This is a genomic window from Serratia sp. H402Y (assembly GCF_051172415.1).
In the GTDB taxonomy this organism is placed as follows: domain Bacteria; phylum Pseudomonadota; class Gammaproteobacteria; order Enterobacterales; family Enterobacteriaceae; genus Serratia; species Serratia ureilytica.
Map to the genome: position 1 here is coordinate 84,896 of NZ_JBPIYZ010000003.1, position 22,935 is coordinate 107,830.

Consider the following 22,935-nt stretch of genomic DNA (forward strand, 5'->3'; position numbering starts at 1 on the left):
CAATTCGCAGCTAAATACTGGTCTTATCAGCGAAGATATTCAACCCCAAATCGACGAACTCGGGGAGCCGTGACAGGAATATGAGCGCTGGAACACAAAAAAAGTTCCCGCCGGCGGCGCGCGTTTTTCAGAGGCAATCCCACGCGCCGCCGCGCGATTCAGCGCCACCAGGCGCGGAATTTCTTGTAACGCAGGCCTAACAGCGCCACCGCCAACAGCGCGTAAATGAACGGCTGGGGTGAAAACGTTTTGACCGACCACAGATAGTGGATGGGCGCGAGGATCGCCGCCAGATAGACGAAGTTGTGCAACGTTTGCCATTTGGCGCCCAGTTTGCGCATTGCCCACAGCGTCGAGGTGGCCGCCAGCGCCAGCAGGATCAGCCAGGTGAGGATGCCGAGCGTCAGATACGGGCGGTTCACCAGCTCGCTGCCCAGCAGGCCGAGATTGCTCAGCCCCAGTTCCAGCGTGGAGTAGCTTATCAGGTGCAACGTGCCCCAGGCAAAGCACCACAGCCCGACCAGGCGGCGGCAGCGGATCAGCAGCGGTTGCCGGGCGTAGCGCGCCAGCGGGGCGATAGCCAGCGTGGCCAGCAGCAGTTTCAGCGTCATTCTGCCGGTAAAATGCTGAATGTCCTTGGACGGATCGGCGCTGAACCAGCCCTGATCCACCGCCAACACCAGCCAGAGAAAGGGCAAAAACGCCGCCAGATGCAGGGCGGCTTTCAGCCATTTGATATGAACAGGCGTCAGGCGCACTTAGAAATTCTCCCGCAGGTCCATGCCGTGATACAGCGACGCCACCTGATCGGCATAGCCGTTAAACAGCAGAGTCGGTTGGCGTTTGACGTCGAGTATGCCGCCGGCGCCGATGAAACGCTCGGTGGCCTGCGACCAGCGCGGATGATCGACGTGCGGATTCACGTTGGCGTAAAAACCGTACTCGTTCGGCGCAGATTGGTTCCAGGTGGTCGGCGGCTGATCGCGCACCAAACGGATATGTACGATCGACTTGATGCCTTTGAAGCCGTATTTCCACGGCGTAATCAACCGCAGCGGCGCGCCGTTTTGCGGCGGCAGGGTTTTGCCGTACACGCCGACGGTCAGCAGCGCCAGCGGATGCATCGCCTCGTCCAGCCGCAGCCCTTCGACGTAGGGATATTTCAGGCCGCCGCCGATAAAGCGATCTTTCTGGCCGGGCATCTGTTCCGGATCGTACAGCGTCTGGAAGGCCACGTAGCGCGCGCTGCCGTTCGGCTCGGCCAGCTTGAGAAGCTTGCCCAGTTCGAAACCGATCCATGGGACCACCATCGACCAGGCCTCGACGCAGCGCATGCGATAAATGCGCTGCTCCAGCGGGAAACGCTTCATCAGATCGTCGATATCCAGCGTTATCGGCTTCGCCACTTCGCCGTCGATGCGCACTTTCCAGCCTTCGGTCTTCAGCCCGCCGGCGTTGGCGGCCGGATCGGCCTTGTCGAGGCCGAACTCATAGAAGTTGTTGTAGCCGGTGACCTTGTCTTCCGGCGTCATCGCCAGCTGCGCCTGCCAGGCGGCCGGTTTGCTGAATTCCAGCGCTTTGCCCGGCGGCGCCTTGGGACGATCGTTGCCTTTGAACCACGACAGCAGGTCCGCCTGTGCGCCGGTAGGCAGCGCCAGCGTGGCGGCGGTGATGCCGAGCGCCTGCAGCACTTTGCGCCGCTGGTGGAATACGCTCTCCGGCGTGACGTCGGCCTCGGTCAATTTGGGGTGTTTGTTCATGCTATGTTCTCCGCGACTGATGCCCGCCGCCCGCGAGCGGTTAACGGGGCTCCATGAAATAAGCATGGCGCTAAAGCCGGCCGGAAGCGAGGGGACGCGGGAAAATATGAAATTTCGCAGACGCCGGTGAGCCCCCCGTCGCCGGGGGGAGTCCGTCAGCGGATTTTCACCAGAGTGCGGCCGGTGATTTGGTTGTTCAGCAGCGCGGCGGCGGTGGCCGGCGCCTGTTCGAGGGTGATTTCGTGCGTGGCTTGCTGATAGAAACTGTCCGGCAGAATGCCGGCCAGCCGTTCCCAGGCGGTTTGGCGGCGATGCAGCGGCGTATGCACCGAATCCACCCCTTGCAGGCGCACATTGCGCAGAATGAACGGCATCACGGTGGTCGGCAACTGATAGCCGCCGGCCAGGCCGCAGGCGGCGACGGTGCCGTTATAGTTCATCTGCGCCAGCACCCGTGCCAGCAGTTTGTCGCCGACGGTGTCCACCGCGCCGGCCCACAGCTGTTTCTCCAGCGGACGCGGCGTGTCGATATAGCCATCGCGCGACATCACCTCTTTGGCGCCGAGCGCTTTCAGGTAGTCCGTATTGCTGTCGCGGCCGCTGATGGCGGTCACCCGGTACCCCAGCGCCGCCAGCAGGGCGATGGCGGTGCTGCCCACGCCGCCGCTGGCGCCGGTAACCAGGATATCGCCGTCGTCCGGGTGTACCCCGCCTTCCTCCAGCGCCATCACGCACAGCATGGCGGTAAAGCCGGCGGTGCCGATGATCATCGCCTTGCGCTCATCCAGGCCGTTCGGCAGCGGCACCAGCCACTCGCCGGAGACGCGGGCCTGCTCGGCCAGGCCGCCCCAGTGGTGTTCACCCACGCCCCAACCGGTGAGCACCACGCTTTGCCCCTCTTTAAAGCGAGCGTCACCGCTGTGGCACACGGTGCCGGCGAAGTCGATACCCGGCACCATCGGGAAATGACGCACGATCTTGCCTTTCCCGGTGATCGCCAGCGCATCCTTGTAGTTCAGGCTGGACCAGTTGATGTCGACGGTAACATCGCCTTCCGGCAACCGATCGCTGCCGATATCTTTGATATGAGCCAGAGTTTGGTCGTCTTGTTGTTCCAATAACAGTGCACGCATGTCACTCTTCCTCTCGTTTACACTTTTCTATCAATGGCTGAATCACATTTATTTGACTATATGCATAATAAGCGGCCCAAGTCCTGATAAAGGACAAAAACGGCGCTTGCAGGTTTAATTCCTCAGCAAGGCTTGTTAGGGTTGGACGGCCCCTTTTAGCTAAAGGGTGAACACTCACTTAACCATAGCGGACAAGGCACAGGGATGCGATTTACCACCAAACTCTCTGCATTGATCACTCTGTTGGTCGCGCTGGCGATGTTTTTGATGCTGATGGGATGCTCATACAGCTTCTTTTACGTTACCCAGGATCGCCAGGAGCGTCGCTTTGATTCGCTGGTCACGTCTCTCGATCAAGCCATGTTGCGCGAGTCGCCGCGCGATCAGGAGAAATGGTTGCCGATTGTCATGCGCCCGCTCGGCATTGTGTCGATCCGCGTAGAGGCCGGCGCCAGCAAGCTCCTCGACTATAAATTGCCGACGGCGAAAAAAGAGCCCTGGGATGCGCTGAACGGCTATCGTCAGGTCTCGCGGCCGCTGTTGCAGCACCCGGGCAGTACGCTGCAAATCACCTACCTCGATCCCTTCGCCAGCGATGTGCGCACGTTGCAATCCACGGCCGCCGTCACGCTGTCGATCGTCGTTATGGTGGTGATTTTGCTGTTCAGCCTGCGCTGGCTGCGTGAACAGGCCGACGGCGAGGATCGTCTGGAGCGCCGCGCGCGGCGCATTCTGAACGGCGAGCGCGAAAACGTCATGCAGGGCGACGTGCGCGAATGGCCGGCCAACGTCAGCGGGGCGCTCGACCGCCTGCTGGCCGATCTGGCGGAAGCCCGGGAGGAGCGCAGCCGGGTCGATACGCTGATCCGCGCCTTCGCGGCGCAGGACGCCAAAACCGGGCTGAACAATCGCCTGTTCTTCGATAACCAATTGACCACTCAGCTGGAAGAGGAAGGCTCGCACGGCATCGTTATGATGGTGCGGCTGCCCGATTTCGAGACCCTGCGCGACACGCACGGCAGCGTGGCGGTGCAGGAGCTGATGTATTCGCTGGTCAATCTGCTGTCTACCTTCGTGATGCGCTATCCGTCGGCGCTGCTGGCGCGCTATTTTCACAGCGATTTTACCGTCTTGCTGCCGCATCGCACGCTGAAGGAGGCCGACGGCATCGCCTCACAGCTGGTCAACGCCATCGATGCCTTGCCTTCCACGGCGATGATCGACCGTGAGGCCTTCCTGCACATCGGCATCGTGGCGTATCGCAGCGGCCAGACCACGGAGCAGGTGATCGATTACGCGGAGCAGGCGACGCGGCACGCCACGCTGCAGGGCGAAAACGGTTGGTACGTGTACGACAGCCAGGTGCCGGAAAAGGGGCGCGGCAGCGTCAAGTGGCGCACGCTGCTGGAACAGGTGCTGGCGCGCGGCGGCCCGCGGCTGTATCAGAAACCGGCGGTGACCGTGGAAGGCGAGGTGCACCACCGTGAGATCATGAGCCGAATTTATGACGGCGCCCAGGAATTGCTGCCGGCGGAATATATGCCGCTGGTGGAGCAATTGGGGTTGGCGGAGAGTTACGATCGCCAACAGGTGAGCCGCATCATCCCGTTGCTGGCGCAGTGGCCTGAAGAAACGCTGGCGTTCCCGCTGTGCGTGGACTCGATTTTGCAGCGTTCTTTCCAGCGCTGGCTGCGCGATACGCTGTTGCAGTGCGAAAAAAGTCAGCGTCGACGAATTCTGATTGAACTTGCGGAGGCAGATGTGTGTCAACATATCGACCGTTTGCGTCCGGTGCTGAGGTTGCTGTCAGGGCTGGGTTGCCGCCTGGCGGTGTCCAAAGCGGGGTTAACCGTGGTCAGTACGTCCTATATCAAGTCGTTGCAGGTGGAGATCGTCAAGCTCCACCCGGGGTTGGTGCGGAGTATCGATAAGCGGGACGAAAACCAGCTGTTCGTGCAGAGCCTGACCGGCGCCTGCGCGGGCACGCGCGCTCAGGTGTTCGCTGCCAGCGTACGTACGCGCAATGAATGGCAGACGCTGAAAGAGCGTGGGATCCATGGCGGGCAGGGCGACTTTTTCGCGTCGCCGGAACCGATCGACATGGGGCGTAAAAAATATTCACGTCGTTATCGTGTTTAAGCTGATTGACGGACAAAAATTGACGTAGAATGAGGACCGGATCCATCTGGGCCTCGTTACCGTCTTTTTGGAGTTTTTTCCAAACTGCCTGCGACAACAACGCCTATTTGAGATAGGCTCTTGTCTGCCTTTATCTGGTTGACGTTGGTAGGTGCTTACCACCGGCGGCAATCAGGGAATATGTTAGATTTTATGAGCTGTGTTACGCCGTTTCGTGCGTTGACAGGGTGGTAAACTGAGCCTTTGTTCAGGGAATTCAGGCCTCATCCAATTTCCGTGCATTCGAGCAGAAACAATACAGACTATTTTTCACCGAAGTAGAACGTTTTTGCGCCTTGTCGCTGCTTCGTGTGGTTGGTAAAGTAGGCGGATTTTATTTTCCGCCCCCAGCTTGCAGGATTATCCTTTCGTTATGTTTAAGAAATTTCGTGGCATGTTTTCCAACGACTTGTCCATCGACTTGGGTACCGCCAATACCCTGATTTATGTTAAAGGGCAAGGCATCGTACTGAATGAACCTTCGGTGGTTGCCATTCGCCAGGATCGTGCCGGCTCCCCAAAGAGCGTTGCGGCCGTCGGTCATGACGCCAAACAGATGCTGGGCCGCACCCCCGGCAACATCGCGGCTATTCGCCCGATGAAAGACGGCGTGATCGCCGACTTCTTCGTGACCGAAAAAATGCTGCAGCACTTTATCAAACAGGTTCACAGCAACAGCTTTATGCGCCCAAGCCCGCGCGTGCTGGTCTGTGTGCCGGTCGGCGCAACCCAGGTTGAACGCCGCGCTATCCGCGAGTCCGCCCAAGGGGCCGGCGCGCGTGAAGTGTTCCTGATTGAAGAGCCGATGGCGGCGGCGATCGGTGCAGGTTTGCCGGTTTCCGAAGCGACCGGCTCCATGGTGGTGGATATCGGTGGCGGTACCACTGAAGTGGCGGTGATCTCGCTGAACGGCGTGGTGTACTCCTCTTCCGTGCGCATCGGCGGTGACCGTTTCGACGAAGCCATCATCAATTATGTGCGCCGCAACTATGGCTCGCTGATCGGCGAAGCCACCGCAGAGCGCATCAAGCACGAAATCGGTTCTGCCTATCCGGGCGACGAAGTGCGAGAAATCGAAGTGCGCGGCCGTAACCTGGCTGAAGGCGTGCCGCGCGGCTTTACCCTGAACTCCAATGAAATCCTCGAAGCCCTGCAAGAGCCGCTGACCGGCATCGTCAGCGCGGTGATGGTTGCGCTGGAGCAGTGCCCGCCAGAATTGGCCTCCGACATTTCCGAACGCGGCATGGTCTTGACCGGCGGCGGCGCGTTGCTGCGCAACCTCGATCGCCTGCTGATGGAAGAAACCGGCATCCCGGTCGTGGTGGCGGAAGATCCGCTGACCTGCGTGGCGCGCGGCGGCGGCAAAGCGTTGGAAATGATCGACATGCACGGCGGCGATTTGTTCAGCGAAGAATAGTCAGCCCCTGGAAGGAGGAATCGTATCGGATGAATGCGCACAGCGAAAATCGGGTACGGTTCCTCTTTCTGTTGTCGAGGAACTCGCATAATTTATGAAGCCGATTTTTAGCAGGGGGCCTTCCCTGCAACTGCGACTTTTTTTGGCGGTGATCGCGGCCATTGGCCTGATCGTTGCCGACAGCCGGCTCGGCACGTTCGTGAAGATACGTAACTACATGGACACCGCAGTCAGCCCTTTCTATTTTCTGGCCAACGGGCCGCGTAAAGTTTTGGACAGCGTGTCGGAAACGCTGGCCACCCGCCAACAGCTGGAGCTGGAAAACCGAGCTCTGCGGCAGGAACTGCTGCTGAAAAACAGCGATATTCTTCTTCTTGGCCAATTCAAGCAGGAAAACGCCCGCTTGCGCGAGCTGCTGGGTTCCCCGCTGCGCCAGGACGAACACAAGATGGTCACCCAGGTGATCTCCACCGGTTCCGATCCGTACAGCGACCAGGTCGTTATCGACAAAGGGTCGGACAACGGCGTCTATGAAGGCCAGCCGGTGATCAGCGACAAGGGCGTGGTTGGCCAGGTCGTGGCGGTGGCGAAGGTGACCAGCCGCGTGCTGCTGATCTGCGATGCCTCGCACGCGTTGCCGATTCAGGTGCTGCGCAACGATATTCGGGTGATCGCCGCAGGCAGCGGCTGCGCCGACGATCTGCAGCTGGAACACCTGCCGAACAATACCGATATCCGCGTTGGCGACGTGCTGGTGACCTCCGGCCTCGGCGGCCGTTTCCCGGAAGGGTATCCGGTGGCGGTAGTCTCTTCGGTCAAGGTCGACAATCAACGCGCTTACACCGTGATTCAGGCGCGGCCGACCGCCGGTCTGCAGCGCTTGCGCTACCTGCTGCTGCTGTGGGGCGCCGATCGCAACGGCGACATGCCGTTGCCGCCGGACGAAGTTCACCGCGTGGCCAATGAGCGCCTGATGCAGATGATGCCGCAGGTGCTGCCGCCTGCCGGTTCGGTCGGGCCGCAGCTGCCTGCGCCGGCCACCGGCGTGGCGCCGCAAACCGTCGCTCCGGCGTCTGCCCAGCCTCCAGCCCAGCCTGCTGCGGCGGGAGTGGTGCAATGAACAGTTACCGCAGCCACGGGCGCTGGATCATCTGGCTGTCGTTCCTGGTGGCGTTGGTGCTGCAAATCATGCCGTGGCCGGAACAGATCTACATGTTCCGGCCTTCGTGGCTGGTGCTGATCCTCATCTACTGGGTGATGGCCTTGCCGCACCGCGTCAACGTCGGCACCGGTTTCGTGCTGGGGTTGATCATGGATCTGATCCTCGGCTCCACGCTGGGCGTGCGCGCGCTGGCGCTGGGCATCATCGCCTACCTGGTGGCGTTCAAATTCCAACTGTTCCGCAATATGGCGCTGTGGCAACAGGCGCTGATCGTCGTGCTGCTGTCGCTGTCGATGGACGTGGTGGTGTTCTGGGCTGAGTTTTTAGTGATCAACGTCTCTTTCCGCCCAGAGGTGTTCTGGAGTAGTGTGGTAAACGGCATTTTGTGGCCGTGGTTATTCCTGTTGATGCGCAAAATCCGCCGTCAGTTCGCCGTACAGTAAGGGTATCTCAATGACTTCGCTTTATCTGGCCTCCGGCTCCCCACGTCGACGTGAACTGCTGACCCTGCTGGGCGTATCGTTCGACATCCTGTTGACGCATACCGAAGAGCAGCGCCGGGAAGGCGAAGCCGCAGAAGCCTATGTGCGCCGCCTGGCGCAGGACAAGGCCAAAGCGGGCGTGGCGCTGGCGCAGGAAGATCGGCCGGTGCTGGGCGCCGACACCATCGTGGTGCTCAACGGCCGGGTGCTGGAGAAGCCGCGCGACGAAGCCCATGCGGCACAGATGCTGGCGGCCCTGTCGGGCAAACAGCATCAGGTGATGACGGCGGTGGCGATCGCCGATCGCCAAGACGTGCGTTGCCAGCTGGTGGTGACCGACGTGACGTTCCGCAGCCTGTCGCAACAGGATATCCGCGACTATATTGCTACGGGCGAACCGATGGATAAAGCGGGCGCCTACGGCATTCAAGGAAAGGGTGGTTGTTTCGTCAGAACGATAACCGGGAGTTATCACGCGGTGGTCGGTCTGCCACTGGTCGAAACACATGAGCTGCTCAGTAATTTTGTCGCATTACGTGATGTAAGAACCGGTTGATGGGCGCTGCCATTATCGACCGGCTCTGAGGAGAAGGCATGACAGCTGAGCTACTGGTTAATATCACACCGTCTGAAACGCGGGTCGCCTATATCGATGGCGGCATTCTGCAAGAGATTCATATCGAACGCGAATCCAAACGCGGCATCGTCGGCAATATCTATAAAGGGCGCGTCAGCCGCGTCCTGCCGGGGATGCAGGCGGCGTTCGTCGACATCGGCCTGGACAAGGCCGCCTTCCTGCACGCCTCCGACATCATGCCGCATACCGAATGCGTCGCCGGCGACGAGCGGAAAAACTTCCACGTGCGCGACATCGCCGAGCTGGTGCGCCAGGGGCAAGACCTGATGGTGCAGGTGGTGAAAGATCCGCTCGGCACCAAGGGCGCGCGTCTGACTACCGACATTACGCTGCCTTCGCGCTATCTGGTCTTCATGCCGGGCGCGGCGCACGTCGGCGTGTCGCAGCGCATTGAAAGCGAAGCCGAGCGCGAACGCCTGAAGTCCATCGTTGCGCCGCACTGCGACGAGCTGGGCGGTTTTATCATCCGCACCGCGGCGGAGGGCATCGGCGAGGAGGAGCTGGCGCAGGACGCTGCGTTCCTCAAACGCCTGTGGACCAAGGTGATGGAGCGCAAGAAGCGCAACCAGACCAAATACAAGCTGTACGGCGAGCTGGCGCTGGCGCAGCGCATCCTGCGCGACTTCGCCGGCGCGGCGCTGGATCGCATTCGCGTCGATTCGCGGTTGACGCACGATCTGCTGGTGGAGTTTACCGGCGAGTATATCCCGGACATCACCCGCAAGCTGGAGCTGTATACCGGCAGCCAACCGATTTTCGATCTGTACGATGTGGAAAACGAGATCCAGCGCGCGCTGGAGCGCAAGGTGGAGCTGAAGTCCGGCGGTTATCTGATCATCGATCAGACCGAGGCGATGACCACCGTCGACATCAACACCGGCGCCTTCGTCGGCCACCGCAACCTCGATGAAACCATCTTCAATACCAACATCGAGGCGACGCAGGCCATTGCCCGCCAGCTGCGGCTGCGCAACCTGGGCGGCATCATCATTATCGACTTCATCGATATGAACAACGAAGAGCATCGCCGCCGGGTGCTGCACTCGCTGGAGCAGGCGTTGAGTAAAGATCGGGTAAAAACCACGATCAACGGCTTCTCTCAGCTAGGCTTAGTTGAAATGACGCGTAAACGAACGCGTGAAAGCATTGAACATGTGCTCTGTCACGATTGTCCTACTTGCAATGGGCGCGGCACCGTGAAAACGGTGGAAACCGTGTGCTACGAGATCCTGCGCGAAATTGTGCGCGTGCATCACGCCTACGATTCCGATCGCTTCCTGGTGTACGCCTCCGCGGCGGTCGGCGAAGCGCTGAAGAGCGAAGAGTCGCACGCGCTGGCCGAAGTGGAGATCTTCGTCGGCAAACAGGTGAAGGTGCAGATCGAACCGTTGTACAGCCAGGAGCAGTTCGACGTCGTCATGATGTAGCCCGCCCGACATCGGTAGGGGCCCGGCACGCCGGGCCCGTCAGTGCATAGATATTCCCGTTGCCAGGCAGCGGAGCAAGGAGAACTGCGTGAGGCGACTGCCTGGGATTCTGTTAGCAACAGGCGCCACCCTAATTGTGATTGTGGCGCTGCTGATCAGCGGGCTGCGCCTGATGCTGCCGAAGCTGAACGACTACCGCCCGCAACTGCTGGCGCAGGTGGAGAAGCTGTCCGGCGTGCCCGTGCGGATGGATTTCGTGCAGGGCAGCTGGGAAACGTTCGGCCCGCAGCTTGAAATGCGCAACCTGAGCGCTACGCTGCCCAAAAGCGATGTGCATATCGAGCGCGTGACGCTGGCGTTGGACGTGTGGCAGTCGCTGCTGCACTGGCGCTGGCAGTTCCGCGATCTGACCTTCTACCAATTCCGCCTCGACTTGAACGCCACGCTGGGCGGCGACCAGCAGGGCGAAGGCCTTGAGCCGGGCAAGATCAGCGATCTGATGCTGCGCCAGCTCGATCACTTCGATTTGCGCGACAGCCGTATCTCGTTCCTGACGCCCGCCGGCGCGCGCGCCGAATTTGACATTCCCCAGCTGACCTGGCTCAACGGCCGCGATCGCCACCGCGCCGAGGGGCAGATCAGTCTGTCTACGCTGAACGGCCAACACGGCGTGGTGCAGCTGCGCATGGACCTGCGCGATAATCAGGGCCTGCTGGATACCGGCACGGTCTACCTGCAGGCCGATAACATCGACATGAAACCCTGGTTTACCCGCTGGCTGCGCGCCAACACCGGGCTGGAAAGCGCCGACTTCAGCCTGGCGGCCTGGCTGCAGGTGCAGAACGGCCAGATCGCCGGCGGCAATGCGTTGCTCAAGCAGGGGGCGGCCAACTGGGACACCGGCGCCGCGCAGCACCGGCTGGACGTGGATAATCTGGCGCTGTCGCTGCGCCGCCAGGGCACCGGTTGGCAGCTCGACGTGCCGCAACTGCGGTTGAGCACCGACGGCCAGGCCTGGCCGCAGGGCGGGCTTTCCGCGCTGTGGCTGCCGGAAAACACTGAATTCATGGGGCCGGCGCAGAATGAAGAACTGCGTGTGCGCGCGACTGATATTCAGCTGGAGCGTCTGTCGGCGCTGTTGCCGACCTTCTCCTTCCTCAGCCCGGACGTGCTCGACCGCTGGAACGATCTGCAGCCGCAGGGGCAATTGGAAGCGCTGGCGCTGGACATTCCGCTCAAGCAGCCGGAAAAGAGCCGTTTCCAGGCGCTGTGGCGCGATGTCAGCTGGCAGCGTTGGGAACTGCTGCCGGGCGTTAACCACTTCTCCGGGGCGTTGAGCGGCGGGGTGGAGAACGGCCGCCTGACGCTGGGGCTCACCGACAGCACTCTGCCTTACGGCGACATGTTCCGCGCGCCGCTTGAAATCAGCCGCGCGCGTGGCGCGCTGACCTGGCGTTACAACGATCAGGGCTGGGAACTGGCGAGCCAGGGGCTGGACGTCAAGGCGAAGTCGCTGTGGGTCAACGGCGATTTCCGTTATCAGCAGCCGGCCAAGGGCGATCCGTGGCTGAACATCCTGGCGGGCATCCGCCTGTATGACGGCGCCGACGCCTGGCGCTATTTCCCGGAACCGTTGATGGGCAAGCATTTGGTGGACTACCTGAGCGGCGCCATTCAGGGCGGCCAGGTAGATAACGCCACGCTGATTTATTCCGGCGATCCGCAGCACTTCCCGTATCGCAAAAACGAAGGACAGTTCGAAGTCTTCGTACCGCTGCGCCATGCCACCTTCCAGTTCCAACCGGGCTGGCCGGCGCTGACCGATTTGGCGATCGATCTCGATTTCGCCAACGAGGGGCTGTGGATGCATGCGCCGCAAACCCGGTTGGGCAAGGTGGCGGGTAAAAATATCAGCGCGGTGATCCCGGATTACCTGAAAGAGCGATTGCTGATCGACGCCGAAGTCGCAGGCGCGGGCAGCGATGTGCATGACTACTTTATGCAGACGCCGTTGCACGATTCGCTGGGGGCGGCGCTGGAGCAGCTGCAAATTGGCGGCGATGTCAGTGGGCGCTTACATCTGGATATCCCGCTGGACGGCGAGCAGGTCAAAGCCACCGGTGAAGTGGCGCTGAACAATAATTCGTTGCTGATAAAACCGCTGGAAAGCGAGCTGCAGAAGCTCAGCGGCAAATTCCGTTTCAACAACGGCAATCTGGAGAGCGACACCCTGTCGGCCAACTGGTTCGGGCAACCGGTGGCGGTCAACTTCACTACGCAGGAAGGCGAGCGTGACTACAAGGTCAACGTTGGTCTGAAAGGAGACTGGCAGCCGGGCAAGTTCCCCGGCCTGCCGAAAGAGGCCGCCGATGCGCTCAGCGGCAGCGCGCCCTGGCAGAGCCAGGTGGCCATCACGCTGCCGCACCAAGGTTCGGCCAGCTACGATATCGGTCTCGACGCGGATTTGAAGAAAGTGAGCAGTCACTTACCTTCGCCGCTGGACAAGGCGCCAGGAGAGGCGCTGCCGGTGAACGTCAAGGTCAAAGGCGGTTTGAACGGCTTCATGTTGACCGGTAGCGCGGGCAAACAGAACCGTTTCAACAGTGAATGGAACTTCGATAAAAAACAGGTGAATCTGGCGCGCGCCGCTTGGCAAACCAACGGGGGCGGCACGCCGCCGCTGCCGGCCGGCAAGTCGATGACGCTGAATCTGCCGGCGTTGGACGGTGAGCAGTGGCTGGCGCTGCTCGCGCCGGCGCTGAAACAGGGCGGCGGCAGCGGCCAGGTGGGCGGTTTCAGCTTCCCCACCACCGTGGCGCTGACCACGCCGCAGTTGCTGTTGGGCGGCCAGGCCTGGCATAAGCTGACGCTGTCGGCCGAGAAACAGCTTGGCGCTACCCTCGTGAGCGCCAAGAGCGACGAAGTGGACGGCAGCCTGCGGGTGGCCGATCGCGGGCCGTGGCGCGCCGATATCAATTATCTGTATTACAACCCGCAGTTCGCAGAGACGAAAAACGCGGCGGGCACGCCACCGCCGTCGACCGAAAAAGTTTCCTTCCGCGACTGGCCTTCGCTGATGTTGCTCTGCAAGTCGTGTTGGGTGCTGGGGCAGAACCTCGGCAAGGTCGAGGCGGATCTGACTAATCGGGGCGATACTCTGACGCTGGATCACGGCCTGGTCGATACCGGCCAAGGGCGCATGACCGCCACCGGCCTGTGGAAACAAAACGCGCAGGAAGAGCGCAGCTCGCTGAAAGGCAAGCTGCTCGGCGGCAAGATTGATGAAACCGCCGCCTTCTTTGGCATCACCATTCCGCTCAAAGGGGCGCCTTACGACGTGGATTTCGATCTGTACTGGCATGGCACGCCGTGGCAGCCGCGGGTCGATACGCTGAGCGGCGCGTTGCAGGTCAAAATGGGCAAGGGCGAGATCGACAGCATGGGCGGCGGCCGCGCCGGTCAGCTGCTGCGGCTGGTCAGCTTCGACGCTTTGCTGCGCAAGCTGCAGTTCGACTTCAGCGATACCTTCGGCAAAGGTTTCTACTTTGATTCCATCCGCAGTACCGCCTGGCTGAAAGATGGCATAATGCATACTGATAATCTATTGATCGATGGCTTGGCGGCGGATATTGCTATGAGCGGCCAGATCGATTTGGCGCGCCGCCGCATCGATATGGAAGCGGTGGTGGCGCCGGCGATTTCAGCGACCGTCGGCGTGGCCACGGCGTTTGTCGTTAACCCGATCGTCGGCGCGGCGGTGTTCGCCGCTTCGCAGGTGCTGGGGCCGCTGTGGAGCAAGATTTCGCTGATTCGCTACCATATCGGCGGCGATCTCGACCAGCCGAAGATCAATGAGGTACAGCGTAAGTCAAAGGAGGATAAGGCGTCATGAGGAATGCTAACGTTGCGTTGTTGCAGTTGTGCAGTGGCGATCAGGTACGCGATAACCTGGCCCAGATTGAACAGCAGATTAAGCAGCTCAATGCCGGGGTAAAACTGGTCATGACGCCGGAGAACGCGCTGCTGTTCGCCAACTCCGCAGCCTACCGCCAACAGGCGGAAAAACAGGGCGATGGCCCGCTGCAGAATGCGGTGCGCGAACTGGCGCGCCGCTATGGCGTGTGGTTGCTGGTGGGCTCGATGCCGCTCGTCAGCCGTGAGAACCCGGAGCTTATCACCACCAGCAGCCTGTTGTTCGACGAGCAGGGCGAGATCCGCGCCCGCTACGACAAGCTGCACATGTTCGATGTGGACATCAACGACGCGCACGGCCATTACCGCGAGTCGGATACCTACCAGCATGGGCAGCACCTGACGGTGGTGGATACGCCGGTCGGGCGTTTGGGCATGACCATATGCTACGATCTGCGCTTCCCCGCGCTGTTCCAGGCGCTGCGGGCGCAGGGCGCCGAACTGATTTCGGTGCCGGCGGCCTTTACGCGGGTAACCGGCGAGGCGCATTGGGAAATCCTGCTGCGCGCCCGAGCGATCGAGAACCAGTGCATGATCCTGGCGCCGGCGCAGGTGGGGCGCCACGGGCCGACCCGTCGCACCTGGGGCCACACGCTGGCCGTCGACGGCTGGGGCAAGGTACTGGCCGAGAACCCGGACGCCGTGGCGGCACTGAAGGTGCGCGTGGACGCCGCAAGCCTGAAAAATATTCGTGCGCAGATGCCGGTGCTGCAGCACAACCGATTCCAGACGTCGCTGACGGCGCCGTCTGACAAGTTATCCTCCAATCAAGAGTGAAACCATTATGAGTCTGACGTTTGTCAGTGAGCAGTTACTCGCTACCAACAAGCTGAGTCATCAAGACCTGTACTCGGTACTGGGTCAACTGGCAGAACGCCGTATCGACTACGCCGATCTCTATTTTCAGTCCAGCTATCACGAAGCCTGGGTGATCGAGGACGGTATCATCAAGGATGGCTCTTACAATATCGATCAGGGCGTCGGCGTGCGCGCCGTCAGCGGTGAGAAGACCGGGTTCGCCTATGCCGATCAGATCACTCTGAATGCGCTGCAGCAGAGCGCCCAGGCGGCGCGCAGCATCGTGCGCGAGCAGGGCGACGGGCGGGCGCATACCCTGGGCGAAATCGGTTATCGAGCGCTGTACCCGCTGCTCGATCCGCTGCAAAGCCTGCCGCGCGAAGAGAAAATCGCCCTGTTGCACCGCGTCGACAAGGTGGCGCGCGCCGCCGATGCGCGGGTGCAGGAAGTGAACGCCAGCATCACCGGCGTTTACGAGCAGGTGTTGGTGGCCGCCACCGACGGCACGCTGGCGGCGGACGTTCGCCCGCTGGTGCGCCTTTCCGTCAGCGTGCTGGTGGAGCAGGACGGCAAGCGTGAGCGCGGCTCCAGCGGCGGCGGCGGCCGTTTCGGCTATGACTACTTCCTGGAAACTGTCGACGGCGACGTGCGCGCCGATGCCTACGCCAAAGAAGCGGTGCGCATGGCGCTGGTCAACCTCGGCGCGGTAGCGGCGCCGGCCGGCAATATGCCGGTGGTGTTGGGCGCCGGCTGGCCGGGCGTGCTGCTGCACGAAGCGGTGGGCCATGGCCTGGAAGGCGACTTCAACCGGCGCGGCACCTCGGTGTTCAGCGGCCATATGGGCGAGCGGGTGGCGTCTGAGCTGTGTACCGTGGTGGACGACGGCACCCTGCAAGGGCGCCGCGGTTCGCTGGCGATCGACGACGAAGGCGTGCCGGGCCAGTACAACGTGCTGATCGAAAACGGCGTGCTGAAAGGCTACATGCAGGACAAGCTCAACGCGCGCCTGATGGGCGTCGCGCCGACCGGCAACGGCCGCCGCGAGTCCTACGCGCATCTGCCGATGCCGCGCATGACCAATACCTACATGCTGGCGGGTAAATCGACGCCGGAAGAGATCATCGCCAGCGTTGAATACGGCCTGTACGCGCCGAACTTTGGCGGCGGCCAGGTGGATATCACCTCCGGCAAGTTCGTGTTCTCCACCACCGAAGCCTATCTGATCGAGAAGGGCCGCATCACTAAACCGGTGAAGGGGGCGACGCTGATCGGCTCCGGCATCGAGGCGATGCAGCAGATCTCGATGGTCGGCAACGATCTGGCGCTCGATAAAGGCGTGGGCGTGTGCGGCAAAGAAGGCCAGAGCGTGCCGGTGGGCGTCGGCCAACCGACGCTGAAACTGGACACGCTCACCGTCGGCGGCACTGCGTAATTTTTCCTCCAGGGGCCACGCGTTGGCCCCTCAATCATGCTCCATTTTGCGGCCTTTCTCGCATTCGTAACGCTAAGCGCGGCAGGACGCCGTAGCCTGCACGATATAATGGAATAAAATTGACGTGGCGAAAAAACAGAGCAATACGATGATGACGCGTCTGGCTATACCCGCCCGGCGTTGGCTGCTGGCGCTGGGCGTCCTGTCCCTGACGGGCTGCGCCCGCTCCGATGCGCTGTGGGGCGTGGTCGATAAGCTTTGCATGGCCAATTATCAGCAAAAGCGCGATCCGGCGCCCTGTGAGCAGATTTATATGCCGCAGGGGAAGGCCCAGGGCTTCAGCGTGCTGCAAAATCCGCGTTACCCCTATCATTTTATTCTGGTTCCGACGGCGCCGCTCTCCGGCATCGAAAGCCCGCAGCTGTTGGCCGGGGAACGGACGGACTATTTTGGCTATGCCTGGCTGATGCGTTATCGGCTGGCCGCCGAATATGGCGGGCCTGTGCCGGATGATATGTTGGGCATGGCGATCAACTCCGCATACGGCCGCAGCCAAAACCAATTGCATATTCACCTGACCTGTCTGCGTGAGGACGTGCGGCGTCAATTGCAGGCGGAACGCCCCTACATACAGGAACAATGGCGGCCCTTGCCGGATAAGCTGTTGCGCCACACCTACTACGCGCGCCGCGTGATGCAGCCAACCGCGATGGGCGTTTACCCGATTAAGGATCTGGCGGATTATTTCCATCTGTCGCCGCCGCAGATGGCGGAATATGGCGTGGCGTTAGTGCCCACCACGTTTGGCGGCCAACAGGGGTTTATTTTGCTGGCCTCGAAGCGCGGCTGGGACGTCGGCAACCGCGCTTCGGTAGAGTCGCTGCTGGATAAAGAGTGCGCGATTTTGCCGCGTTAATTTTGCGACATAAAATGACGCAGGTGAGAGCGGCGAAGCATCGCTCTCACCTCGTTGTCCCTACCTGAACCGCGCATCCCGCGCAAACAGAAAAGCGGCTTCCCGCTGGCGAGCATCGGCTTGTGCCTGATCCCCCTGATAGCGCAAGATCATGATCAGCGTGGCGTAGACGTTGGCGTCGATGCGGCGCTGCAGATAGGCATTGGCCCACTGCCGATAGCCGGTCAACAGGGCATCATCGCGCGTTTGGTTATAGACCAGCAGCGCGTGAGATTGCTCGTCGAAGGTTTTGCGCTCCCGGTAGATCCAGGCGGCCGGCGGCGGCATCTGCTCGATGCTGTCGATGTTGGCCAGCATAGTGCGCTCCGACTGAGTGAGCGCCATGCGCCCTTGCCAGGCGAAGGCCGCCATCACCAGCACGCCGAGCGCCGCCATCGCCACCGGCAGGCTCAGGGCTTTGGCGAACGGCAGCGGGCGGGGCTCGCCGGTTTGGCCGTCCAGCAGCGCCAGCAGCAGCAGAAACGCCAGCCAGTGCGGCGCAGACAGATAGAAAGGGTATTCCAGCTGAGTGTGTATCAGCATCGGCAGCAGCACCAGGAACAGGCCGACGCGCGCACCGTTCTGCTGTTCTCGATCCCGTTGCCAGGCGCTTTTCAGCAGCCGTACGCCGGCGGCAAGGACGATAGCGATACCCGCCAGCGCCGTCAGGCCGCCCTCGACCCACCACAGCAGGATTTCATTGTGCGGATGCCCGGCGACTTCCAGCACTTCTCTCCAGGGCATTGTCTGCAGGCGGAAGTGCGCGAAGCTGTATTCAAAGCCGCCGTAGCCCCAGCCCAGCAGCGGCTTGGCCAGGATCATGGCGCCGACGTCGTGCAGCATGGTCAGGCGCGCGCTGTTGGAAAGCTCCCGTCCGATCAGGCCAGCGCGGCCATTCAGACCAAAACCGGTGAACAGCACCGTCAGACCGATCGCGGCGCCCAGCAGCAGCGCGCCGCCGGCCCAGCGGCTTGCGGCCGGGCGTTGGCGGGCAAAGCGCCACAGCAGCAGCGCCGCCGCCAATGCGGCCCCCAACCAGGCGGCGCGCGACTGGATCAGCACCAGCAGGGCGGAGAAAGCGGCCAGCAGCGCGAGCAGCGGGATTTGCCGCCGTGTCGGCGCAGAGAAGGGAGCCAGCAGCAGCCAGAGCGCCAAAGCCAGCCCGGTGGCGATAAAGCTGCCCAGCACGTTCGGCTGCTGAAAGACGCCGTAGACCCGGCCGCCGTTAGGGGATACCCAGGCCAGCGCGGGGGCGAACAGCTGTAAAGCCGCCAACAACGCCTGAATGCCGACGGCAAACAACAGGCCGAACAGCAGCAGCTCGCGCTGCCGTGCGGTGACGCGCAGCTGCAGGCAGGCGACATAGAACAACCAACCGCCGAGCAAACCGGCGCAGCGCCACAGGGCGTCTTCGCGCCATTCGGGGCGGGTATACAGCAACGGCAGCGCCAGCACGGCGATGCCGAGCAGCAACAGGCGCGCGGTGGGCGTGAGCGAAAGGTGGATGCGACCCAGGCAAACGGTAAACGTCACGATCAGCGTAGTGAGCGCCATGACGCCCCAGGCCAGAATGTTTTGCGGCAGCGCCAGACCGTCGCCGCCCATGTTGGGGTAATAAATCGGCAGGACCGCCGCCATCCAGATCAGCAGCAGGGGCAGCACGGCGATGGTCGCTGCGTTAGCGGGAGATTTATCGGCCATGGTTAACCTGCCAAGGCCTGATAGCGTTTATTAAATGCATGTTTTGATTATTCCCTATCCTTTATCCTGGTGTTGAAATGCGTGTAATGTTGAAATCGAAAATGTCTCACGGGAAATTTAAACCGTCTTTATGGTAAAGCGATAAATAATGTTTGCCCTGAGAATGCGCGAGGCTGTTTTCCCAAAGAAAGGTTAAGCCGTATTTTTCACTCGCAAAAGGCATTTTTGTTGTTTGCAAAAACAGACGCGCTATTTTCTCAAATCTATTGTGATTCAGTCAATTTTTAATCTTAATATTATTTTTATTAATTAAAATCAATGCTTTGTCTGTGATTCTCGCGTGTGTGGATATCGAGGGGCATCCCGGCAATGGTCTATATTGGCAGGCAGTGTGAAGAATAAAAGAGGTATCTGCTTGTTTAATTGATGCCGTCAGTGGCGGCGTGAGGGCGGAGATTTACTTCATCGTTTCCCATTGCTGGTTTTTAAATTCAATGTGATTTTCATGGTTTTAATTTTATTAAGATTCTTCCTGTCTTTATCTATTTTTTAAATTTTCATGAAATAATTTATTATTAGGATTGTTCTGCTGCATTGGAAATAAAAGCGGTTATGACTTGGGCCTCCCGTTGCCGCGGCAGAATACGGACTAACGCGCCTGCCCAAGCGCGTTAATCTCGTCTCTTGTGCGCTTACTCCACGTCGCCGATCCGCTCCAGCGCATCCACCACCAGATCCCAGAATTTATCCTGATCCAGTTTGACCGCGACCTGGGTGTGGCAGTCCGGCGGCGGCGGCGCGCGGAAGTCCGCGACCGTCATGCCCAACGTCAGGGTGCCGGTCAGCTCGATATCCACCGGCACTTTGCGCACCGACATAACGCTCGGATCGATCACATAGGCCACTGCGCAAGGATCGTGCACCGGCGGGGCGCTGAAGCCCTGCGCCTGTTGGTACATACGGCCAAAGAATGCCAGCAGTTCGCCGACGAAGGTGGCCGGCCGGGTGCCGAGGGCGGCGATACGTTCGCAGACTGCCGGCGTGGCCAGCGCCTGGTGGGTGAGATCCAGCCCGACCATGGTCAGCGGCCATTTTTCATTGAACACGATGTGCGCCGCCTCGGGATCGATTTTGATATTGAACTCCGCCACCGCGCTCCAGTTGCCCACATGATAGCCGCCGCCCATCAGCACCACTTCTTTGACCCGCTCGGCAATGCGCGGCTCTTTACGCACCGCCATGGCGATATTGGTCAGGCCGCCGGTCGGCACCAGCGTCACGCTGCCGGGCGGGTGAGCCATCACGGTCTCAATGATCAGGTCAACCGCGTGGCGCGAGTCCAGCTGCAGGTGGGGTTCCGGCAGCACCGGGCCATCGAGCCCGGAGTCGCCGTGAATGTCGGGCGCCACTTCGATATCGCGCACCAGCGGGCGCGGGCAGCCGGCGGCGAAGGGCACGCCGGTGATGTTGGCGATGCGCGCCACCGCCAGGGCGTTGCGCGTCACTTTGTCCAGCGTTTGGTTACCCACCACGGTGGTGACCGCCAGCAGGTCGATCTGCGGATTGCCCCAGGCCAGCAGCAGGGCGATGGCGTCGTCATGCCCCGGGTCACAGTCCAGTATGATTTTTTTCATGGTTATTCCTGATGCAGGGAGAGGTGCCCGCAGCATAACGCAGCGCAGCGGCGTGGGATAATGCCGATGATGCTTTTGTTAACGGCATCAAAGCCTTGCCATTATTACGATGTAATGAAACGTAAATCCTCATCGCCGGGCTTTACCCTGGAGTTTACTCCAGGGTTTACAGTGAGCTTCAGCGTTAATGCACAGAGGAGAGGCGGGATGAGCTTACTGAAAAGGTTGTTGGGGCAAGGCGGTATTAACGGCGGTCATCGGCGCGCGGGCCACGGCGGTGGCCACCATGGCAACCGCTATAGCCAGCATGGCGAACAGGGGCCGCAGTGCCAGGAATGCCAGGCCGTGAATAAGCCGGGCGCGCGTTATTGTCACCGCTGCGGCCAGCCGTTTGCCGCGGTGAGCGCCACCTGCGGACAGTGCGCCGCGCCGTTGCCGCCGGGCAGCCGCTTTTGTCCGCAGTGCGGCGGCGGTGTGCCGTGAATCGGGGCGGCTGGACGGTCGCGCTGCTGCTCGGCGCCATGGCGCTGTGGACGTTGCTGGCCTGGGGCGTATCCGGCCTGCTGACCTGGCTGCCGACGTTGGCGGAGGCGGCCGGGAACGCAACGTTGCCGGTGAACGGTGCGCTGAGCCTGGTGCCGCAGACGGTGTTGGACGCCTGGCTGCCGTGGCTGAAACAGCTGGGCAGCGGGCTGGCGAGCTATTTTCCTCTGCTGCTGGCCTGGGCGGGCTACGCCGTCTGGCTGCTGTGGGGCATCGGCATGTTGGCGCTGATGCTGCTGGCCGCGCTGGCGCGCCGCTATTTAAGCGCTGCTCAGCGATAGCCCTGATAGACCGCCGCTACGCGTTCGAAATAGTCGGTTAAATAGTTGATGCACACCTGTACCTTCAGCGGCAGTTTGTCCTTCTCGGTATAGAGCGCGTAGATCGGCCGCGGATCCGAATGGTAGCTTTTGAACAGGATCTCGATCTCGCCGCGTTTGATCTCTTCGATCACCCACATCAGCGGGGCGTAGGCGATGCCGGCGCCGTTTTTCAGCCAACGGATCATGGTGGAGGAGTCGTTGGTGACGAAGCGCCCCTGCGGGGAAATGCGCGTGGTGATGCCTTCCGGCGACATCAGTTCGAATTCGCTGTCGGGCCGCACGCTGTACTCCAGCCAGGAAAAGTTGACCATGTCGCTCGGCTTCTGCGGCGTGCCGTGCTGGCTCAGGTAGCTTTTGGCGGCGCACACCACCATCGGCATCTGCCCCAGGCGGCGCGAGAACAGACTCGAGTCTTGCAGCGCGCCGGTGCGGATCACCAGATCCAGACCGTCGGTGATGAGATCCGGCGCCGGTATGCCGGTCACCAGGTTGACCGTCAGACCCGGGTACTCTTTCATCATCTCGGCGGTCATGTTCGCCAGCACGTTTTGCGCCATGGTGGACGAGCTGCCGATGCGCAGCGTGCCGGCGGGCGTATTGTTAAACGCGTACAGCTGCTCATGCACTTCGCTGACTTCCTGCAGCATGCGTCGGCAGCCCTGATAGTAAATCTTGCCGGCCTCGGTCAGGCCGATGCTGCGCGTGCTGCGGTTCAACAGCTTGACCTGCAGCTCATTTTCCAGTTTCGAGACGGTTTGGCTGATCGATGAAACGCTCATGTCGAGTTGACGCGCGGCCGCGGTAAACGACCCGAACTCAACCACTTTGGCGAATACCGACATGCGTTTTAATCTTTCCATTATTCACTCTGGCTTAAAAGTGATTTAGATCACAGATTGTTGATGCCTTGATAGTAAGCAGGCTAATATAACGTGGTCGGGTGAATAGACCTCACCAACGTGCGAGAGCGAGCGGCGACGTCATCCTGCCGCTCCTCCGGCACCCTCGCAATCCCTGTCGTGGATGTCTGCCCCAAAGTTTAACCTTTTTTCGGGTTCGTGACCTGGACAAGCTGCCTGGTCAAGATTTGTGGCGCGCGCACGCTAAAATGTAAAGAGAATGTGAATGGCGAGACCTGTCTTTCCCCGGCGCAGTGAACAATAAGGAAAAAGTGATGAGTTTGCTTCCGGTTATGGTCATCTTCGGACTGTCGTTTCCGCCGGTGTTTTTCGAGCTGCTGGTGTCGCTGGCGCTGTTTTTTCTCTTGCGCCGCCTGCTGCAGCCGACGGGGATTTACGATTTTGTCTGGCATCCGGCGCTGTTTAATACCGCGCTGTATTGCTGCTTGTTTTATCTGATTTCGTGTCTTTTTGTTTGAGGT

The 22,935-nt window shown here is 60.9% G+C and carries 19 protein-coding genes; 13 read left to right on the forward strand and 6 right to left on the reverse strand.

The genetic code is table 11. The annotated features are described in order from the left end of the window. Nucleotides 1–158 precede the first annotated feature (158 nt). From msrQ to acuI, 3 genes are all read right to left on the reverse strand, one after another. The gene (gene msrQ, locus ACSBQS_RS17065) at nucleotides 159–758 is read right to left on the reverse strand and encodes a protein-methionine-sulfoxide reductase heme-binding subunit MsrQ (protein WP_016930241.1); all 600 of its coding nucleotides are present in this window, start codon (nucleotides 756–758) and stop codon (nucleotides 159–161) included. Next, nucleotides 759–1,760, reverse strand: coding sequence for a protein-methionine-sulfoxide reductase catalytic subunit MsrP (gene msrP, locus ACSBQS_RS17070; RefSeq protein WP_147838563.1), 1,002 nt, complete (start codon nucleotides 1,758–1,760; stop codon nucleotides 759–761). 155 nt (nucleotides 1,761–1,915) lie between these two features. Further along, nucleotides 1,916–2,893, reverse strand: a complete 978-nt coding sequence (gene acuI / locus ACSBQS_RS17075; protein WP_172755850.1) for an acrylyl-CoA reductase (NADPH) — start codon at nucleotides 2,891–2,893, stop codon at nucleotides 1,916–1,918. Nucleotides 2,894–3,097: 204 nt separating this feature from the next. Between acuI and csrD the strand changes: the two genes are divergently transcribed. From csrD to ACSBQS_RS17125, 10 genes are all read left to right on the forward strand, one after another. Further along, the gene (gene csrD / locus ACSBQS_RS17080) at nucleotides 3,098–5,032 is read left to right on the forward strand and encodes an RNase E specificity factor CsrD (RefSeq protein WP_096242628.1); all 1,935 of its coding nucleotides are present in this window, start codon (nucleotides 3,098–3,100) and stop codon (nucleotides 5,030–5,032) included. A 412-nt stretch (nucleotides 5,033–5,444) separates the two neighbouring features. Continuing rightward, nucleotides 5,445–6,488, forward strand: a complete 1,044-nt coding sequence (mreB, locus tag ACSBQS_RS17085) for a rod shape-determining protein MreB (protein ID WP_003855260.1) — start codon at nucleotides 5,445–5,447, stop codon at nucleotides 6,486–6,488. 94 nt (nucleotides 6,489–6,582) lie between these two features. Continuing rightward, a complete protein-coding gene (mreC, locus tag ACSBQS_RS17090; RefSeq protein ID WP_033644451.1) occupies nucleotides 6,583–7,608 on the forward strand; it encodes a rod shape-determining protein MreC in 1,026 nt (341 codons plus the stop codon). Then, complete coding sequence (gene mreD / locus ACSBQS_RS17095) at nucleotides 7,605–8,093, forward strand: rod shape-determining protein MreD (RefSeq protein WP_004936918.1); 489 nt, start codon at nucleotides 7,605–7,607, stop codon at nucleotides 8,091–8,093. Before mreC ends, mreD begins: the two co-directional genes overlap by 4 nt. Nucleotides 8,094–8,103: 10 nt before the next feature. Then, nucleotides 8,104–8,688 (forward strand): Maf family protein, encoded by a 585-nt coding sequence (locus ACSBQS_RS17100; RefSeq protein ID WP_033644452.1) that lies wholly within the window; start codon nucleotides 8,104–8,106, stop codon nucleotides 8,686–8,688. Nucleotides 8,689–8,726: 38 nt separating this feature from the next. After that, nucleotides 8,727–10,196: a ribonuclease G gene (gene rng, locus ACSBQS_RS17105; protein ID WP_019453170.1), complete on the forward strand. Its 1,470-nt coding sequence runs from the start codon at nucleotides 8,727–8,729 to the stop codon at nucleotides 10,194–10,196. A gap of 88 nt (nucleotides 10,197–10,284) precedes the next feature. Then, nucleotides 10,285–14,088: an AsmA2 domain-containing protein YhdP gene (gene yhdP, locus ACSBQS_RS17110; protein ID WP_434991251.1), complete on the forward strand. Its 3,804-nt coding sequence runs from the start codon at nucleotides 10,285–10,287 to the stop codon at nucleotides 14,086–14,088. Continuing rightward, on the forward strand, nucleotides 14,085–14,945 hold the full coding sequence (nit1, locus tag ACSBQS_RS17115) for a deaminated glutathione amidase (RefSeq protein ID WP_033644455.1): 861 nt from the start codon (nucleotides 14,085–14,087) through the stop codon (nucleotides 14,943–14,945). Before yhdP ends, nit1 begins: the two co-directional genes overlap by 4 nt. 7 nt (nucleotides 14,946–14,952) lie before the next feature. Next, a complete protein-coding gene (tldD, locus tag ACSBQS_RS17120; RefSeq protein WP_033651236.1) occupies nucleotides 14,953–16,398 on the forward strand; it encodes a metalloprotease TldD in 1,446 nt (481 codons plus the stop codon). 151 nt (nucleotides 16,399–16,549) lie between these two features. Then, a complete protein-coding gene (locus ACSBQS_RS17125) occupies nucleotides 16,550–17,314 on the forward strand; it encodes a CDP-diacylglycerol diphosphatase (protein ID WP_047026591.1) in 765 nt (254 codons plus the stop codon). A 60-nt stretch (nucleotides 17,315–17,374) separates the two neighbouring features. Here ACSBQS_RS17125 and ACSBQS_RS17130 read toward each other — a convergent pair whose 3' ends face one another. Together ACSBQS_RS17130 and ACSBQS_RS17135 are read right to left on the reverse strand one after the other, a co-directional pair. Then, the gene (locus tag ACSBQS_RS17130; protein WP_434991252.1) at nucleotides 17,375–19,054 is read right to left on the reverse strand and encodes a Wzy polymerase domain-containing protein; all 1,680 of its coding nucleotides are present in this window, start codon (nucleotides 19,052–19,054) and stop codon (nucleotides 17,375–17,377) included. A 692-nt stretch (nucleotides 19,055–19,746) separates the two neighbouring features. Next, a complete protein-coding gene (locus ACSBQS_RS17135; protein WP_047026566.1) occupies nucleotides 19,747–20,688 on the reverse strand; it encodes a nucleoside hydrolase in 942 nt (313 codons plus the stop codon). A gap of 207 nt (nucleotides 20,689–20,895) precedes the next feature. Here ACSBQS_RS17135 and ACSBQS_RS17140 point away from each other — a divergent pair, with 207 nt between their 5' ends. Further along, nucleotides 20,896–21,171, forward strand: a complete 276-nt coding sequence (locus tag ACSBQS_RS17140) for a zinc ribbon domain-containing protein (protein WP_042785447.1) — start codon at nucleotides 20,896–20,898, stop codon at nucleotides 21,169–21,171. Further along, entirely contained in the window at nucleotides 21,168–21,512 is a 345-nt protein-coding gene (locus ACSBQS_RS17145; protein WP_042785446.1) for a hypothetical protein, read from the forward strand. Before ACSBQS_RS17140 ends, ACSBQS_RS17145 begins: the two co-directional genes overlap by 4 nt. Here the strand turns inward: ACSBQS_RS17145 and aaeR are convergent. Continuing rightward, nucleotides 21,503–22,414, reverse strand: a complete 912-nt coding sequence (gene aaeR / locus ACSBQS_RS17150) for an HTH-type transcriptional activator AaeR (RefSeq protein WP_004936950.1) — start codon at nucleotides 22,412–22,414, stop codon at nucleotides 21,503–21,505. The genes ACSBQS_RS17145 and aaeR overlap by 10 nt on opposite strands. Nucleotides 22,415–22,728: 314 nt before the next feature. Between aaeR and aaeX the strand changes: the two genes are divergently transcribed. Further along, nucleotides 22,729–22,932, forward strand: coding sequence for a p-hydroxybenzoic acid efflux pump operon protein AaeX (aaeX, locus tag ACSBQS_RS17155; protein ID WP_004936952.1), 204 nt, complete (start codon nucleotides 22,729–22,731; stop codon nucleotides 22,930–22,932). Nucleotides 22,933–22,935: the final 3 nt, after the last annotated feature.

Excerpts from the sequence above, each read along its gene's own strand:
- msrP (WP_147838563.1), bottom strand. The coding sequence starts at position 1,760 with ATGAACAAACACCCCAAATTGACCGAGGCCGACGTCACGCCGGAGAGC.
- acuI (WP_172755850.1), bottom strand. The coding sequence starts at position 2,893 with ATGCGTGCACTGTTATTGGAACAACAAGACGACCAAACTCTGGCTCAT.
- csrD (WP_096242628.1), top strand. The coding sequence starts at position 3,098 with ATGCGATTTACCACCAAACTCTCTGCATTGATCACTCTGTTGGTCGCG.
- mreB (WP_003855260.1), top strand. The coding sequence starts at position 5,445 with ATGTTTAAGAAATTTCGTGGCATGTTTTCCAACGACTTGTCCATCGAC.
- mreC (WP_033644451.1), top strand. The coding sequence starts at position 6,583 with ATGAAGCCGATTTTTAGCAGGGGGCCTTCCCTGCAACTGCGACTTTTT.
- mreD (WP_004936918.1), top strand. The coding sequence starts at position 7,605 with ATGAACAGTTACCGCAGCCACGGGCGCTGGATCATCTGGCTGTCGTTC.
- ACSBQS_RS17100 (WP_033644452.1), top strand. The coding sequence starts at position 8,104 with ATGACTTCGCTTTATCTGGCCTCCGGCTCCCCACGTCGACGTGAACTG.
- rng (WP_019453170.1), top strand. The coding sequence starts at position 8,727 with ATGACAGCTGAGCTACTGGTTAATATCACACCGTCTGAAACGCGGGTC.
- nit1 (WP_033644455.1), top strand. The coding sequence starts at position 14,085 with ATGAGGAATGCTAACGTTGCGTTGTTGCAGTTGTGCAGTGGCGATCAG.
- tldD (WP_033651236.1), top strand. The coding sequence starts at position 14,953 with ATGAGTCTGACGTTTGTCAGTGAGCAGTTACTCGCTACCAACAAGCTG.
- ACSBQS_RS17125 (WP_047026591.1), top strand. The coding sequence starts at position 16,550 with ATGACGCGTCTGGCTATACCCGCCCGGCGTTGGCTGCTGGCGCTGGGC.
- ACSBQS_RS17130 (WP_434991252.1), bottom strand. The coding sequence starts at position 19,054 with ATGGCCGATAAATCTCCCGCTAACGCAGCGACCATCGCCGTGCTGCCC.
- ACSBQS_RS17135 (WP_047026566.1), bottom strand. The coding sequence starts at position 20,688 with ATGAAAAAAATCATACTGGACTGTGACCCGGGGCATGACGACGCCATC.
- ACSBQS_RS17140 (WP_042785447.1), top strand. The coding sequence starts at position 20,896 with ATGAGCTTACTGAAAAGGTTGTTGGGGCAAGGCGGTATTAACGGCGGT.
- aaeR (WP_004936950.1), bottom strand. The coding sequence starts at position 22,414 with ATGGAAAGATTAAAACGCATGTCGGTATTCGCCAAAGTGGTTGAGTTC.
- aaeX (WP_004936952.1), top strand. The coding sequence starts at position 22,729 with ATGAGTTTGCTTCCGGTTATGGTCATCTTCGGACTGTCGTTTCCGCCG.